Origin of the sequence: Duganella aceris (genome assembly GCF_011090165.1) — a bacterium.
Classification (GTDB): domain Bacteria; phylum Pseudomonadota; class Gammaproteobacteria; order Burkholderiales; family Burkholderiaceae_D; genus Rugamonas; species Rugamonas aceris.
This window is the reverse complement of the sequence record NZ_JAADJT010000014.1, coordinates 39,917-55,871: the sequence shown is the minus strand read 5'-3', so window position 1 is coordinate 55,871 and position 15,955 is coordinate 39,917. Positions and strand designations below refer to the sequence as shown.

The 15,955-nt window shown below is 66.2% G+C and carries 13 protein-coding genes; 8 read left to right on the top strand and 5 right to left on the bottom strand.

The genetic code is table 11. From position 1 onward, the window contains the following. Nucleotides 1-160: 160 nt before the first annotated feature. A complete protein-coding gene (locus GW587_RS26055; RefSeq protein WP_166107824.1) occupies nucleotides 161-2,902 on the top strand; it encodes a TonB-dependent receptor in 2,742 nt (913 codons plus the stop codon). A 73-nt stretch (nucleotides 2,903-2,975) separates the two neighbouring features. Then, nucleotides 2,976-3,935, top strand: coding sequence for a cupin-like domain-containing protein (locus GW587_RS26050; protein WP_166107823.1), 960 nt, complete (start codon nucleotides 2,976-2,978; stop codon nucleotides 3,933-3,935). On the opposite strand, the gene GW587_RS26045 is transcribed toward GW587_RS26050, so the two are convergent. Together GW587_RS26045 and GW587_RS26040 are read right to left on the bottom strand one after the other, a co-directional pair. Then, a complete protein-coding gene (locus tag GW587_RS26045; protein WP_229259663.1) occupies nucleotides 3,915-5,783 on the bottom strand; it encodes a putative bifunctional diguanylate cyclase/phosphodiesterase in 1,869 nt (622 codons plus the stop codon). The genes GW587_RS26050 and GW587_RS26045 overlap by 21 nt on opposite strands. Nucleotides 5,784-5,790: 7 nt before the next feature. Further along, nucleotides 5,791-6,171, bottom strand: a complete 381-nt coding sequence (locus GW587_RS26040; RefSeq protein ID WP_166107822.1) for a nitrogen regulation protein NR(II) — start codon at nucleotides 6,169-6,171, stop codon at nucleotides 5,791-5,793. A 197-nt stretch (nucleotides 6,172-6,368) separates the two neighbouring features. On the opposite strand from GW587_RS26040, the gene GW587_RS26035 reads away from it, so the two are divergent. The 5 genes from GW587_RS26035 to GW587_RS26015 all read left to right on the top strand — a co-directional run bounded on the left by GW587_RS26035 (nucleotide 6,369) and on the right by GW587_RS26015 (nucleotide 13,438). Next, entirely contained in the window at nucleotides 6,369-7,562 is a 1,194-nt protein-coding gene (locus tag GW587_RS26035) for an efflux RND transporter periplasmic adaptor subunit (protein WP_166107821.1), read from the top strand. 2 nt (nucleotides 7,563-7,564) lie between these two features. Continuing rightward, nucleotides 7,565-10,759 carry an efflux RND transporter permease subunit gene (locus GW587_RS26030; RefSeq protein WP_166107820.1) on the top strand — a complete coding sequence of 1,065 codons (3,195 nt, stop codon included), beginning with the start codon at nucleotides 7,565-7,567 and terminating at the stop codon, nucleotides 10,757-10,759. Nucleotide 10,760: 1 nt separating this feature from the next. Next, nucleotides 10,761-12,431 carry an efflux transporter outer membrane subunit gene (locus GW587_RS26025; protein ID WP_229259662.1) on the top strand — a complete coding sequence of 557 codons (1,671 nt, stop codon included), beginning with the start codon at nucleotides 10,761-10,763 and terminating at the stop codon, nucleotides 12,429-12,431. Nucleotides 12,432-12,578: 147 nt separating this feature from the next. Beyond that, a complete protein-coding gene (locus GW587_RS26020) occupies nucleotides 12,579-13,007 on the top strand; it encodes an Rrf2 family transcriptional regulator (protein WP_166107819.1) in 429 nt (142 codons plus the stop codon). Next, nucleotides 13,007-13,438 (top strand): MarR family winged helix-turn-helix transcriptional regulator, encoded by a 432-nt coding sequence (locus GW587_RS26015; RefSeq protein ID WP_166107818.1) that lies wholly within the window; start codon nucleotides 13,007-13,009, stop codon nucleotides 13,436-13,438. The genes GW587_RS26020 and GW587_RS26015 overlap by 1 nt, the downstream gene beginning before the upstream one ends. A 4-nt stretch (nucleotides 13,439-13,442) precedes the next feature. On the opposite strand, the gene GW587_RS26010 is transcribed toward GW587_RS26015, so the two are convergent. From GW587_RS26010 to GW587_RS26000, 3 genes are read right to left on the bottom strand one after another with little or no spacing between them, the layout of a single operon-like run. After that, nucleotides 13,443-14,372 carry an NAD(P)/FAD-dependent oxidoreductase gene (locus GW587_RS26010; RefSeq protein WP_166107817.1) on the bottom strand — a complete coding sequence of 310 codons (930 nt, stop codon included), beginning with the start codon at nucleotides 14,370-14,372 and terminating at the stop codon, nucleotides 13,443-13,445. Continuing rightward, entirely contained in the window at nucleotides 14,347-14,811 is a 465-nt protein-coding gene (locus tag GW587_RS26005) for an Rrf2 family transcriptional regulator (RefSeq protein WP_166107816.1), read from the bottom strand. The genes GW587_RS26010 and GW587_RS26005 overlap by 26 nt, the downstream gene beginning before the upstream one ends. Nucleotides 14,812-14,849: 38 nt before the next feature. Next, the gene (locus GW587_RS26000) at nucleotides 14,850-15,122 is read right to left on the bottom strand and encodes an acylphosphatase (protein WP_166107815.1); all 273 of its coding nucleotides are present in this window, start codon (nucleotides 15,120-15,122) and stop codon (nucleotides 14,850-14,852) included. Between the two features lie 182 nt (nucleotides 15,123-15,304). On the opposite strand from GW587_RS26000, the gene GW587_RS25995 reads away from it, so the two are divergent. Continuing rightward, nucleotides 15,305-15,910 (top strand): hypothetical protein, encoded by a 606-nt coding sequence (locus GW587_RS25995; RefSeq protein ID WP_166107814.1) that lies wholly within the window; start codon nucleotides 15,305-15,307, stop codon nucleotides 15,908-15,910. Nucleotides 15,911-15,955 lie beyond the last annotated feature (45 nt).

Below are 15,955 nucleotides of genomic sequence, written 5' to 3'. Positions count from 1 at the left end.
AGTGGTAGTGATCTGGTATTAAAACCCGGGTATATTGGCGTTGGATTGGTTTTGAACGTGGTTGCAAAAGAAGTGAACAATGACACATCAACAATCGGTTGGCTCGGCGGAGCCTTCATCAACGGGAGGGAACATGTACCACAATTCGAATAATACTAAGATGTCCAAACTGACGCCTATCGCCACCGCGGCGGCCTTGCTGGCGCTGAGCGTCGGCATGAACGCCCAGGCGCAACAAACCACCACCGAGAAAGAGCCGGAAGTGGTCGTCGTCAGCGGCATCCGCGGCTCGCTGCAGCAATCGCTGTCGGTCAAGCGCAATGCGTCGAGCAACGTCGACGTGATCACCGCCGAAGACGTCGGCAAGATGCCGGACAAGAACGTGGCCGACTCGCTGCAACGCATCCCTGGCGTGAACATCTCCACCTCGGGCGCCGGTTCGGGCGGCTTCGATGAAAACGACCGCGTCTCGATGCGCGGCACCGCCCCTTCGCTGACCCAGACCCTGATCAACGGCCACGCCGTGTCGACCGGCGACTGGTTCGTGCTGGACCAGGTGGGCGGCGCCGTCGGCCGTTCCGCATCGTACTCGCTGCTGCCGTCGGAAATCGTCGGCCAAGTCGTGGTCTACAAAGCGCCAACCGCCGACCAGGTCGAAGGCGGTTCGAGCGGTTCGATCGACATCCGCACCCGTCATCCGCTGGACTTCAAGAAGCCGATCTCGATGGAGGCCACCGTGCAAGCGGTGTACGCCACGCTGCCGGAAAAAACCGATCCGCAAGTGAGCGCGCTGTTCAACTGGAAGAACGACGCCGGCACGCTGGGCCTGATGGTTCAGGGCTTCTCCGAGAAGCGCACGCTGCGCCGCGATGGCCAGGAACTGCTGCAATGGACCCAGGTCGCACCGACCAACGCCGCCGTCAAGACCAACCCGGATCTGGCCAACGTCTGGTTCCCGCGCCTGATCGGTTCCTCGCTGTTCCAGCAGGAGCGCAAGCGCGAAGGCGGTCTGGTCGACCTGCAATTCAAGCCTAGCCGCGACCTGAGCCTGGAAGCGACCTACTTCCGTTCGAAGATGAACGCGTCGAACTACAACACCAACTACATGACCGACATGAACGGCTCGGGCATGCTGGGCGCCGGCGTCGCGCCGGATCCAGGCTACGTGGTCCGCAACGGCACGCTGATGTCGGCCTCGTTCACCAACAAGGGCACCACCGCCGCGCCACTGCGCTACGGTATCGTCGATGACATCGTCCGCGATGGCGCTTACGCACAGACCGAGTTCTTCGACCTGGACGGCAAATGGCGCGTCAACGACAAGCTGGTGCTGACCGCCAAAGCCGGCGCCACCAAGGGCAAGGGCGTGACCCCGAGCCAGGGCGTGTTCGAAGGTGACGTCAACAACTCCGGCGCCAGCTACCAGCTGAACGGCCTGGGTTCGCCGGCCACCGTCAAGTTCCCGAACATCGACGTCACCAAGTTCACCGGCACGCCGCTGGACTGGATCTTCGGCGTCTCGCCGGCGACCACCGAAGACAAGGAAAACTACGGCCAGATCGACGCGGCCTTCGCGCTGGACGCCGGCGTGTTCCGCGAAATCAAATTCGGCGTGCGCGGCACCCACCACACCCGCTCCAACTTCGAAGTGGCGCAGGGTCCGAACTGGGCCAACACCGATGTCGGCGGCACCAGCACCAACCCGACCTGGAACGGCACCACCTACCCTGGCAACTTCGGCAAGGACCTGGGCGGCGACTTCCCTAAAAACGTCTGGATCCTCGATCCCGCGATCCTGAACGCCTGGGGCGACCTGCACTCGAACCGCGACGTCAGCCGCACCTACTACCAGGACATGTTCGACCTGAAGGAAAACACCAAGTCGATCTACGTCCAGGGCGAGATGGAAGGCGAAGGCTGGAGCGGCAACGTCGGCGTGCGCCTGGTGCGCACCGAAGGCACCTCGAACGGCTACCAGATCCTGCCGAACCAGCCTGCCGGCGAAACGCTGCCAGCGTATCCATGGGGTGGTTTCGTCAAGAAGACCGCGATCGACAACAACACCACGATCCCGCTGCCTAGCCTGAACCTGAAGTTCGACCTGCGCCAGGACGTCGTCGCGCGTCTGGGCCTGTCGCGCACCATGACCCGTCCCGACTACGGCGCATTGGGCGGCGCCGTGATCCTGACCGACGAAACCCATACCGGCAACGGCGGCAACTCGTCGCTGAAACCGGTCAAGTCGAACAACATCGACGCCAGCGTCCAGTGGTACTTCGCACCGCGCGCCCTGCTGTCGGCCGGTCTGTTCTTCATGGACCTGAAGGACTACGTCGGCTACGGCACCAGCACCGGCAACTTCATCGACACCCGCGCTTCGCAGGAACAGAAGAAGCCAGTGTTCGCCAACTACACCATCACCTCGCCGATCAACGTCGGCGCCAAGGTGAAGGGTCTGGAACTGGCGGCGCAGGTACCGGTGGGCATGGGCTTCGGCTTCGACGGCAACGTCACGCTGGCCGACTCGCACCTGGACTTCGGCAGCTGCCCTGCGTTCCAGACCGCGACCGCCGGCGATCCATGCGACATGCTGGGCGCTTCGAAGACCACCGCCAACGGCGGCCTGTACTTCGAGAACGACACCTTCAATGCCCGCGTCAGCTACGCATGGCGTTCGTCGTTCCTGGCGGCCCAGGATCGCGGCACGCCGCTGTACCAGGATTCGACCGGCACCCTGTCCGCTTCGTTCAACTACAACATCAGCAAGAACCTGACGTTGACGATCAGTGGCCAGAACCTGAACAATCCTATCCTGAAGAACTACATCTTCAACAAGGATCAGCCGGCACGCTTCTACGCCAACGGCGCGCAGTACTACGCCGGCCTGCACATCAAGTATTAATTTTCATTGTGTAGTCCCTCACCCGCCACGGCTCCCCGGCCCTGGCGGGTTTTTTTTATGCCATCATACGATCATGAACACCATCACCGAATTCCGCGATCTCGACCCGGCCCGTTTCTTCAGCGAGGTTGCCGGCAGCTATCGGCCGGCGATCCTGCGCGGCTTCGTGCGGCACTGGCCGGCGGTGCACAAGGCGCGGCAGTCGCCGGAGGCGCTGTGCCAATACCTGCTGGAACTGGACAGCGGCTTCGAGGTCGATGCGGTACTGACGCCGCCGGCCGAGCGCGGGCGGCTGTTCTACAAGCCGGATATGACGGGCTTTAATTTCGTCCGCAACAAGGTGCCGGTGTCCAAGGTGGTCGAGCAGCTGGCGCGCTATTCGCAGTTCGACGCGCCGCCGTCGGTGGCGATCCAGAGCGCGCTGATCGACGACTGCCTGCCGCAGTTCGCGCTGCAGAACGTGGCGCCGGCGCTGCCGCCATCGGCGCGGCCGCGCCTATGGCTGGGCAACACCATCACCACCCCGGCGCACTTCGACGAATCCTACAACCTGGCTTGCGTCGTCAGCGGCCAGCGCCGCTTCACGCTGTTCCCGCCCGAGCAGGCGGCCAACCTGTATATCGGCCCGCTGGATTTCGCGCCGACGCCGACGCCGATCAGCATGGTCGATTTCAGCGCGCCGGACCACGCCGCGCACCCGCGCTTCAGGGAGGCGATGGCGGCCGCGCTGGTGGCGGACCTGCTGCCGGGCGACGCGCTGTACATCCCGACGCTGTGGTGGCATCACGTGCGGTCGAACGGTGTGCTGAACATGATGGTCAACTACTGGTGGAAGAACGAGCAGCCGGCGCCGGACGCCGGCACCACCTTCGATGCGCTGGTCGCCACGCTGAAGGCGATGAAGCACCAGCCGCCCGAAGTGCGCGCGGCGTGGGGCGCGATCTTCCAGCACTATGTGTTCGACGCGGCGCAGGATCCGGCGGCGCACCTGCCCGAGCACAGACAGGGCGTGCTAAAGAACGCCCGCCCTTAGCCACTCGATCAGCCGGTCGGAATGCAAGGGCCGGCTGTAGAGGTAGCCCTGCCCTTTGTCGCAACCCTGGCGCCGCACCACGGCGGCCTGCGCCTCGGTCTCGATGCCTTCGGCCACGGTGTTCATGCCCAGGCTGCGCGCCACCTTGACGGTGGCCTCGATCAGCACCTCGTGGTGGGCGCTGGTGTCGGCCAGGCTGACGAAGGAGCGGTCGATCTTGACCGTGTCCACCGGCAGCAGGTGCAGGCTGGATAGCGAGGAATAGCCGGTGCCGAAATCGTCCAGCGCCAGCTTGACGCCGAGCCGCTTCAGGCGCTGCAACTGCGACTGGATATCGGCGCCCTGCGCCGCCAGGCTTTCGGTGATCTCCAGTTGCAGCTGTTCCGGGCGCATCGCGCAGGCCAGCAGCACCTTGTGCACGCTCTCGCACAGATCCCGCTGCGCCAGCTGCGCGCGCGACAGGTTGACCGCCAGCAGCCGTGGCGCCAGCGCGCCGAGTTCCGCCCGCCAGTGCATGAAGTCGCGGCAGGCGGTGCGCAGCACATGCTCGCCGATGGCGCCGATCAAGCCGCATTCCTCGGCGATCTCGATGAACTCCACCGGCCCGACCAGGCCGCGCACCGGATGCTGCCAGCGCACCAGCGCTTCGACGCCGGTCGAGCGGTCGATGCCGCCGTCGGGCAGGATGCCGACCACCGGCTGGTAGACCGTGAACAGTTCGCCGCGATCCAGCGCCAGCCGCAGTTCCGCTTCGACGCCGCCGCGCCGCGCCGCGCGCTCGCGCATCTCCGGCGCGAACAGCACGCAGCGGCCGCCGCCTTCCGCCTTGGCGGCGACCAGCGCGATGCCGGCGTCGCGCAGCACTTCGTCGGCGGTCGGCGCGGGGCCGGACGGCGCGTCGGACAGCGCCACCAGGCCGATGCTGAAGGTGCAGACGATTTCGTGCGGTCCGATGCGGTACGGCCGGCCCAGCGCCTGCAACAGCCGCTCCGCCACCCGCTCGGCGACGGCGGGCGATTCCAGGCCGTCGAGCAGCACCGCGAATTCGTCGCCCGCCACCCGCGCCGGCACCGCGCCCAGCGCCTCGTGCGCGTCGCGCGCGTTCCGTGCGTCGCGTGCGTCCCGTGCGTCCCGTGCGCCCACGTGCCGCCCCCCGGCCGCCCCACCATGCGCGTCGTCCTCCGCGCCATGCGCCTCGGGCTCGCCGCGACGGCTGTCCGAGCGCAGCGCGGCGCGCAGGCGGTCGGCCATCAGGCAGATCGCCTGGTCGCCGACGGCGTTGCCCCAGGTGTCGTTGATCTGCTTGAAGCGGTCGACGTTGATGAACATCAGCGCGCCATGATCGCCGCCGGCCCCGCGCGGGCGCGCCGCCATGCGCTGCAACAGCTCATGCACGGCGGCGCGGTTGGGCAGCTGGGTCAGGGTATCGGTGCGCGCCACGCTGTCGAGCCGCCGCGCCAGCGTGCGCTCCTCGCGCTGCACATCATTGGTGGCGTCCACCAGCGACGCCATGATGCGCCCGCCGTCGACCCGCATCAGGCCGAGCGACAAGAACTGCGGCGCGTTCGGCCCGCCGGCGCCCTCCGGCAACGCGATCCGCATCGCCTCGCAGATCACGCCCTGCCGCGCGCCGAACTCCGCGCACAAGCGCCGCAGCTCCGGCGCGTACGGCTCCAGCACCGTGAACAGATTGTCCAAGTCGCCGCGCGCCAACGGCATCAGCAACTGCGCCGACATCGGGTTGATCAACTCGACCTGCCCATCGGATTGGAGCTGCACCAGCCCCACCGGCGACATGTACAGGAATTGGATCAGCCCTTCGTAGGCGTCGTCGGTCGCGCCGCTCATCGGGCGCTCACGGGCGTTTGATCAGCACGTAGCGGATCGGCGCCGACGGCGTGGCCAGCAGCCGCAGTTGCACCTTGACCGGCCGCATGCGCAAGGTCAGCACGTAGTCGATGACGGCGTCCAGCGCCCCGCCGTCGGCCTGCGCGTCCTCGAAGCGCTGCGCCACCATGAAGTTGTTCATGCACGGCGCCACCACGGTGAACAGCGGATGGCCCAGCACCCGCTGCGGCGTCAGCCCGGCGGCGGCCGATTCGAAGGCGTTGTAGCGGCACACCACCGTCTCGGCGTCGAAGCCGATCACGCCGAAATCGAGCGCGTCCAGCGCGGTCTCATCGAGCATCGCGAGTTGCGCCGCCAGGTCGGGTTGTTCGAAATTTAATGCTCCCATGCCGGGCGCTCCTTGAAGAATGGGGGTGAACCGCTCATTGTCGCACCTAATCGCCGGGCACACGTCCGCAGACTTTGCGCTAGCGCAAGGTTTCATCGGATAAACGCACGAAATCAGTTGACTTCTTAAATGAGACGATTAAAATCACATTCATTCCAATGTGTGCATATGCACATTAACCATGACAGGGAACTTCCATGAACCACTTCCAAGAAAAACTCCGCCCCATGCTGGCGGCGCTCGCGGCCGGCGGCCTGGCGGCGGCGATCCTCAGCGGCTGCGGCGACAGCAAGGCCGACGCCGCGCCGGCGGCCAGCCAGGGCGCGCCGATCACCGCCGCCGTGGTGATCGAAAAGCAGATCACCGAAACCCAGGAGTTCTCCGGCCGGCTGGAGGCGATCGAACGGGTGCAGATCCGCTCGCGCGTCGGCGGCTATATCACGTCGCTGAATTTCCAGCCCGGCGGCAAGGTCAAAAAAGGCCAGGTGCTGTTCGTGATCGATCCCCGCCCCTTCCAGGCCGAAGCCAACCGCGCCGAAGCGGCCGCCGTGTCGGCCCGCGCCAAGGCCGATCTGGCCAAGCTGGAACTGGCGCGCGCCGAAAAACTGCTGGCCGATAAAGCCATCGCCCAGCGCGAGTACGACGAACGCGCCGCCGGCCTGAAGGAACTGGACGCCAACGCCCGCGCCGCCTCGGCGCAATACGAAACCGCCCGGCTCAATCTGAGCTACACCCAGGTCACCGCGCCGGTCGACGGCCGCGTCGGCAAGGCCGAAATCACGCTCGGCAATCTGATCGATCCGTCGGCGGTGCTGACCACGATGGTCTCCGATGACAAGATCTACGCCAGCTTCGACGGCGACGAATCGACCTATCTGAGCGTCGCCGCCAACGCCCACGCCGGCCATCCGGTCAAGGTGCGCGTCGGCCTGGCCAGCGAAACCGGCTACCCGCATGAAGGCCAGCTCGAATTCGTCGACAACCAGCTCGACGTGCGCAGCGGCGCGGTGCGCATGCGCGCCGTCTTCGCCAACAGCGACAACCTGCTGGTGCCCGGCCTGTTCGCCCGCGTCCAGCTCGAGACCAGCGCCAACAACAAGGCGCGCGCCAACGCCATCCTGATCAACGACCAGGCGATCAGCACCGACCAAAGCCGCAAGTTCGTGTACGTCATCGACGCCGCCAGCAAGGCCGAGTACCGCCAGGTCACGCTGGGCGCCACCGCCGAAGGCCTGCGCGTGGTGCGTTCCGGCCTGAAGCCGGGCGAGAAGATCGTCGTCAACGGCCTGCAGCGCGTGCATCCGGGCGCGCCGCTGTCGGCCCAGCTGGTGACCATGGACGGCAAGAGCGCCGACGCCAAGGTCGCCACCGCTGACGCGAAAGGAAACTGATCATGAACTTCTCCCGCTTCTTCGTGGACAAGCCGATCTTCGCGGCGGTCCTGTCCATCATCATCTTCGTCGCCGGCCTGATCGCGATCTTCCAGCTGCCGATCTCGGAGTACCCGAACGTGGTGCCGCCATCGGTGGTGGTCAGCGCGCAGTACCCGGGCGCCAATCCCAAAGTGATCGCCGAAACAGTGGCGGCGCCGCTGGAGGAGCAGATCAACGGCGTCGAACACATGATCTACATGTCGTCGCAGAACACCTCCGACGGCGCGCTCAAGCTGACGGTGACGTTCAAGATCGGCACCAACATCCAGCAGGCCGAAACCGAAGTGCAGAATCGCGTCCAGCGCGCGCTGCCACGGCTGCCGGAAGAGGTGCGCCAGATCGGCGTCACCACCGTCAAGACCTCGCCCAACCTGACCATGGTGGTGCACCTGGTCTCGCCGGACAACAGCTACGACGAACTGTATCTGCGTAACTACGCGGTGCTGAACGTGAAAGACCAGCTGGCGCGCATTCCCGGCATGGGCCAGGTCAACATCCTCGGCTCCGGCGACTACGCGATGCGCATCTGGCTCGACCCGCAGAAGATCGCCGCCCGCAACATGACCGCGACCGACGTCACCAACGCCATCCGCGAGCAGAACGTGCAGGTCGCCGCCGGCGTGGTCGGCTCCTCGCCGAGCAAGGGCAGCGAATTCCAGCTGACCATGAACACCCAGGGCCGCCTGAAGACCGAAGAAGACTTCGGCAACATCACCGTGCGCGTCAACGAGGACGGCGCCCTGACCCGCCTGCGCGACGTGGCCCGCATCGAACTCGGTTCCGGCTCGTATGCGCTGCGCGCGCTGCTGGACAACAAGCCGGCGGTGGCGCTGGCGATCTTCGCCTCGCCCGGCGCCAACGACCTGCAACTGTCGGCCGACGTGCGCGCCAAGATGGAGGAGCTGAGCCACGACTTCCCGCAAGGCGTCAAGTTCAGCGTCGCCTATGACCCGACCATGTTCGTGCGCGATTCGATCAAGGCCGTGATCCACACGCTGATCGAAGCGATCGCGCTGGTGGTGCTGGTGGTGATCGTGTTCCTGCAAACCTGGCGCGCCTCGATCATCCCGCTGCTGGCGGTGCCGGTGTCGGTGGTCGGCACCTTCGCCGTGATGCTGGGCTTCGGCTTCTCGATCAACACGCTGACGCTGTTCGGATTGGTGCTGGCGATCGGCATCGTGGTCGACGACGCCATCGTGGTGGTGGAAAACGTCGAGCGCAACATCGCCGACGGCCTGTCGCCGCGCGACGCCACGGTGCAGGCGATGAAGGAAGTCAGCGGCCCGATCATCGCCATCGCGCTGGTGCTGTGCGCGGTGTTCGTGCCGATCGCCTTCGTCTCCGGCCTGACCGGCCAGTTCTACCGCCAGTTCGCGCTGACCATCGCCATCTCGACGGTGATCTCCGCATTCAGCTCGCTGACGCTGGCCCCGGCCCTGGCTGCGGCGCTGCTGCGTCCACACGACGCGCCGAAGGATGCCGTCACCCGCGTGATGGACAAGCTGTTCGGCCGCTTCTTCCACTGGTTTAACAGCTTCTTCAACCGCAGCTCGCACAAGTACGAAACCGGCGTCAAAGGCGTGTTGGCGCGCAAATCGATGTCGGTCGGCTTCTACCTGGTGCTGGTGGCGCTGGCGGCGGTGATGTTCAAACTGGTGCCGGCCGGCTTCGTGCCGTCGCAGGACAAGGGCTATCTGGTCGGCTTCGCGCAACTGCCGGAAGCGGCGTCGCTGGACCGCACCGAAAGCGTGATCCGCCGCACCGCCGATATCGCGCTGGGCGTGCCGGGCGCGCGCAACACGGTGGCCTTCCCCGGCCTGTCGGTCAACGACCTGACCAACGCGCCGAATTCCGGCATCGTGTTCGTCGGCGAGCTGGCGCCCGAAACCCGCAACACCAAGGAAGTCAGCGGTCCCGGCATCGCCGGCGAGATCAACAAGCGTGTCGGCTCGATTCAGGACGCCTTCATCATGGTGTTCCCGCCGCCGCCGGTGAACGGCTTGGGTACCATTGGCGGCTTCAAGATGATGGTCGAAGACCGCGGCAACCTGGGCTACGATGAGCTGTACAACGCCACCCAGAAGCTGGTGGAGAAAGCGCGCGCCGCGCCGGAACTGGCGGGCGTGTTCTCCGGCTACCAGATCAACGTGCCGCAGCTGTACGCCGACATCGATCGCGACAAGGCCAAGCAGTTGGGCGTGCCGCTGGCGACCATCTATCAGACGCTGCAGATCAATCTGGGTTCGCTGTACGTCAACGACTTCAATCAGTTCGGCCGCACCTACCAGGTCCGCGTGCAGGCCGACGCGCAATTCCGCTCGCATGTGGAAGACGTGGCGCAGCTGAAGGTGCGCAGCGAAAAAGGCGAGATGATTCCGCTGTCGTCGCTGATGCGCATTTCGAACAGCTATGGCCCGGACCGCGTGCAGCGCTACAACGCCTACCTGGCGGCCGACGTCAACGCCGGCCCGGCGCCAGGCTACTCGTCCGGCCAGGCGCAAGCCGCGCTGGAACGCATCGCCAAGGAAGTGCTGCCGAAAGGCGTGACCTATGAATGGACCGAGCTGACCTACCAGGACACCATCGCCGGCAACACCATGATCTACGTGTTCCCGCTGTGCGTGCTGCTGGTGTTCCTGGTGCTGGCCGCGCAATACGAAAGCTGGACGCTGCCGCTGGCGGTGATCCTGATCGTGCCGATGTCGATCCTGTGCGCGCTGTTGGGCGTCAAGCTGACCGGCGGCGACAACAACATCTTCACCCAGATCGCGCTGTTCGTGCTGGTGGGGCTGGCGTCGAAGAACGCGATACTGATCGTGGAATTCGCCCGCGAGCTGGAACATCATGGCCGCACTGTGGTGCAGGCCGCGCTGGAGGCATCGCGTCTGCGTCTGCGTCCGATCCTGATGACGTCGATCGCGTTCATCATGGGTGTGCTGCCGCTGGTGTTCTCGCACGGCGCCGGCGCCGAGATGCGTCACGCGATGGGCGTGGCGGTGTTCGCCGGCATGCTGGGCGTGACCTTCTTCGGCCTGTTCCTGACGCCGCTGTTCTACATCCTGCTGCGCAAGCTGGCGCAATACCTGGAGCAGCGCAAGCCGGCCGTCCCGGTCGCTGTCGTTGCATCGGCGCCTACCCAACTGGAAGGACACTGAGATGAAATCGATGATCGCCCAAGGCGTCGCGCCACTGCTGGCGGCCCTGCTGCTGACCGCCTGCGCCGCGCCTGAATTCAAACAACCCGCGATCGAGGTTCCGGTCGCGTTCAAGGAAGCCGCCGCGCCGGTGCGCATCGCCGCCGACGGCAGCACCTGGCAAGCCGCGCAGGCGGCCGAAGCGCAGCCGCGCGGCGAGTGGTGGCTGGCCTTCAACGACCCGGCGCTGAACGCGCTGGTCGCCGAAGCCACCCGCGCCAACGCCAACCTGGCGGTGGCGGCGGCCCGCGTCAAGCAGGCCCGCGCCATCGCCGGCATCGCCGAGGCGGATCGCATTCCGCAGGTCGGCGTCGGCGTCGGCGCGCAGCGCCAGCGGCAGTCCGACGTGGCGCTTGGCCTGCCGGCCGGCACCCCGGTCGCGCCGGGCAATGTCTTCAGCGCGCAGCTGACGGCCAGCTACGAAGTCGATCTGTTCGGCCGCGTATCGTCGAATGTCGGCGCGGCCCGCAACGATGCCGCCTCGATCGAGGCGACCTACCGCTCGGTGCTGCTGTCGGTGCAGGCGGATGTGGCGCAGACCTACTTCCGTCTGCGCGCCACCGACGCCGAGCTGGAAACGCTGGACCGCACGGTGCGGACCCGCGAAGAAAACGTCAAGGTCAACCAGCGTCGCTTCGACCTGGGCGACATCGGCGAATTCGACCTGTCGCGCGCCCGCACCGAGCTGGCGACCTCGCGCGCCGAGGCGATCGGCCTGCAGCGCCAGCGCAGCACCACCGAGCATGCGCTCGCGGTCTTGCTGGGCAAGCCGGCGGCCAGCTACACCGCCGGCGCCAGCCCGCTGCTGGACACCGCGCTGATGCCGGCTATCCCGGCCGGGCTGCCGTCGTCGCTGCTGCAACGGCGTCCCGACATCGCCGCCGCGCAGCGCGCGATGGAAGCGTCCAACGCCCGCATCGGCGTGGCCCGCTCGGCGATGTTCCCGGCGCTGACCTTGAACGCCAGCGCCGGCGGTGCTTCCGGCAATACGGTGGCGGACGTGTTCAAGTGGAGCAGCCGCTCGTGGGTTCTGGGCGCGCTGATGTCGATGCCCTTGATCGACGGTGGCCGCAACAAGGCCAACATCGCCCGCAGCGAAGCGGCGCTGGAGGAATCGGTCGGCGCGTACCGGCAGAACGTGCTGGTGGCGTTCGCCGAGGTCGAAGACAATCTGGCCGGCTTGCGCATCCTGGCCGGCCAGACGGAGCAAATCGACGCCGCCGTGGTATCGGCGCGTCGCTCCTCCGACCTGGCGCAGAAGCTGTACGACGCCGGCCGCTCCAGCTACCTGGAACTGCTGGACGCGCAGCGCAACCTGGCGGCGGTCGAACGCGGCGCGGTGCAGCTGCGCGGCAACCGCGCCGTCACCACCGTCGCGCTGATCCGCGCACTGGGCGGCGGCTGGGATAGCGCCACCCCCGGCGCGACAACCGCCGCGTCGGCGGGCGCCCCGGCCGTGGCACCGACGTCGGTCCCGGCGCCCGCGTTGGCCTTGACGTCGGCGTCGGCGCCCGCGTTGGCCTTGACGTCGGCGTCGGCGACTGCCCCGGCGCCGGCCTTGGCTTCGATGTCGGCGACTGCCCCCGTGTCGGCCGCCTCGCCGGCCCGAGCGCCGACGCTGGCCGGCCGATAGCCGCCGCTTGAGCGCGCGACCGCAGCCGCCGCGCTGCTGGCCGCTTGGGGTGGCAGCGGACAGGCGGCGTCCCGCACGTGGGGACGCCGCCCGCCTGCATGCGGTACACTGCCACATGCATATGAAAGTTAGTTTGGAAGCCTGCTCATGTCACTGAAAAACGTACAATTCACCGTCGCCGCGCACATCGCCGCCGTGCTGGGCGACCACTACGGCGAAGACGTCACGTCCGCACGCCTGGCCGGCAGCGTCAACGCCGAGCCGACCTTCGTACGCCGCTCGGTGGCCAAGCTGTCCAAGGCCGGCATCGTCACCGCCACGCGCGGCAAGCACGGCGCATGCCGCCTTGCCAGACCGCCTGAAGAAATCTCGCTGCTCGACATCTACCGCGCCAGCGAAGCACCGGCCACCTTCAATATCCACGACTACCCGATCCAGGAAGCCTGCCCCACCAGCCGCCACCTCAAGGACTCGATGACCGACGTGCTGGAAGACGCCCAATCCGGCTTCGAAGCCCGCCTGGCCGCGCGCACGCTGGCCAGCCTGGTGGAGCGCATCCGCTGCCAGGAGGCATAATGACCGACACGTTGATCACTCATCCCTGCAACTGCTTCGCCCTGCGCCAGGCCGCAAGAACGGTCACTGCGCTGTACGACCGCCACCTGGAAAAAGCCGGCCTGACCACATCCCAACACAGCCTGCTCGCGGTGATCGAAAACAATCCCGGCATCGCCACGCAAGAACTATCGGAACTGATGGTGATGGACCGGACCACGCTGGTGCGCGCCCTCAAGCCGCTCTCGCGCGACGGCTACATCCAGCAACTGCCGGACGCCGCCAACAGCCGCAAGCTGGTGTTCACGCTGACCGAAACAGGCCGGCAAAAATACGCCCAAGCCCACCAATACTGGCAGCAAGCCCAAGCCGAATTCGACGCCGGCATCGGCAAGAGCCGCGCCATGGAAATGCGCAAGGAACTGATCGCGCTGGCGCACAAGCAACCGTAAGCGCCTACGCCGCCGCAGCTACCGCGCCGAAGATCAGCGACTGGTGCGCCGCCACGCCGGCCATCGTGCCATCGGCGACGGCCAGCGCCACACTGCCCGCCGCGCGCGCCGCATCGCCGCACACATAGACCCCGGCCACCGTGCTCGCCTTTATCATATCGGTGCGCACGAACATGCCCATCGGCCCCTCATCCATCGCGCAACCCAGCTGCTCCGCCAACGGACTGCCGCTGTGCGTGCGGCTCATGACGAACAAGCCGTCCAGCGCCAGCTTGCGCCCATCCTCCAGCACCACCGTCGCACGGTCGGTGATCGCGCTCACCTTGGCGCGCTCCAGCGTCACGCCGCGAGCGGCCAGCGACGCCTGCTGCGCCGCATCCGGCTCGAAAGCCCCGTTCAGCAGCAAGGTCACCGTGCCCCAATCCGGCAGCATCATCGCATGATGGATCGACAGCGGTCCGGTCGCCAGTACACCGATGCGGCCCTGCTCCAGTTCATAACCGTGGCAGTAGGGACAATGGAAAGCGCTGCTGCCCCAACGCTCGGCCAGACCCGGCACCGGCGGCAGCTCGTCCACCACGCCGGTCGCCAGCACCAGCCGGCGCGCATCGAACGCCCTTCCGTCGGCCAGCGTCACGCGAAAGTCTTCGTTCAACGGCGCCGCCTCCGCCCTGACCGCGCTGCCTTCGAGCCAGCGCACGGTCGGGTACTTCAGCAACTGCGCGCGGCCGTCGGCGACGATGGCGCTCGCCTCGCGTCCATCCTGACCCAGAAAGCCATGCGAATAATGCGCATAGCGGTTGCGCCGCTGACCGGCGTCGATCAGCAGCACGCGCCGCCGCGCCCGCGCCAGCTGGGTCGCGGCCGACAGGCCCGCATAGCTGCCGCCGACGACGATGACGTCGAACTCACTTGCCGGATGTTGGATGGTCATGCTGGTTTCCTTTGTGATGTGCGTATCCCTGATTGAAGCGGTCCGACAAGTCGGCCAGCGTCACGTCCTTGAAACGTTCGATCAGCAGCGCTTCCGCCTCATCGAAGGCCCCGGCCAGCGCATCGTTGACGGCGCGTTCGACCAGGCACTCGGGCTGTTCGACGCGATTCCCCATCGCGAACACCGTCGGCGAACCAACGGCTTCGTAGATGTCGCGCAGCGTCACCTTGCGCAAGTCGCAGGTAATGCTCCAGCCACCGCCGTGGCCCTTGCCGGAACCGACGTAGCCGCGCTCGCGCAGCCCGGCCAACACCCGGCGCACCAATACCGGATTGGTGTCCAGGAATCCGGCCAGCTCCTCGGAGGTGAAAGGCCTGTTGGCGTGCGCCATGTGCAGCAGCACGTGCAGGATGGAAGATAGTTTGCTGTCTCGTCTCATGTAACTAATGATAGTACATAATCGGGAAGCGTGCAGGATTACAGCGTGGGCAGGATCTTGAAGTCGCCGCCCGCCGGCACGGCGCTGTCTTCGACGGTGACGTTGGACACCTGCGCAGCGGGCGGCCCACGCCTGGCCCAGGCGGTGATGGCCTCGACGGCCTGCGCGTCGCCGTCCACACAAGCCTCGACCGCGCCATCCCTGCGGTTGCGCACCCAGCCGGCCAACCCCAGCGCGATCGCCTGCTGCGCGAACGAAGCGCGATATCCGACGCCCTGCACCCGCCCATCAATCCTCAAATGCTTCGCCATCGCCGCTCCTTAGTTTCCTTGAGAATACCTAGTGGGGGTGCCGTTCCACGCCCCTTCGCCGAACGATGCTGCAATGGCCTTCTGATTTCTTCTATTTTTATCATTTCCGAACTCTTTTTTCGGGCGGCCGTCTAACAGACAGAAATAGAAGAAAAGCGCCAATTCCAGAAAGGAGAACCAGCATGATTCGGCGAAGCCCAGAAAAACCACTTCCCCCCACACTCATTCCGCCCGCCGCCTACGACGAGCTATGCGACTTCCTGCGCAAAAGCGGCAGCGCGCTCACGCCCGCCGAAGCGATCGCCAGCGCGATCCGCATGTGGATGGCAAAATGCCGCACCGACGCCGCCCCGTTACGCGGCTACCAATGGAAGCAGCTATTCCTGTCCGAGGGCACACGCCTGCGCATGCGCAGCGGCGACAACTGGCACAACGCCGAAGTAACCGGCGACGATATCATCTATCGCGGCGCGGCGGTCTCGCCGAATCAAATGGTACATCAGGTTTTTGGCGACACCCGCAACGCCTGGCGCGAGCTCTGGATACGCTTCCCCGGCGAAAAGAACTGGACCAACGCCGCGCAACTGCGCGCCCGCGAAGCCCTGCTCGCGGCCAAGGCGCCGAAATTACCGGAGGAAGCGATGGCCGCCGCCGCAAAAGCCATGAGCGACGCACTCAACACCGCGCTCACGCTGGTCGAACACGCCAACCACCAATCGCAAAACACGCTGGAACGCCGCCTGCCGCGCTACCGCCGCGCGCACGACCTGCTGGACGACATAGATTAAAGACCATCATTGCAAAAATGCCAAATGTCGATCACACTGCCAGCT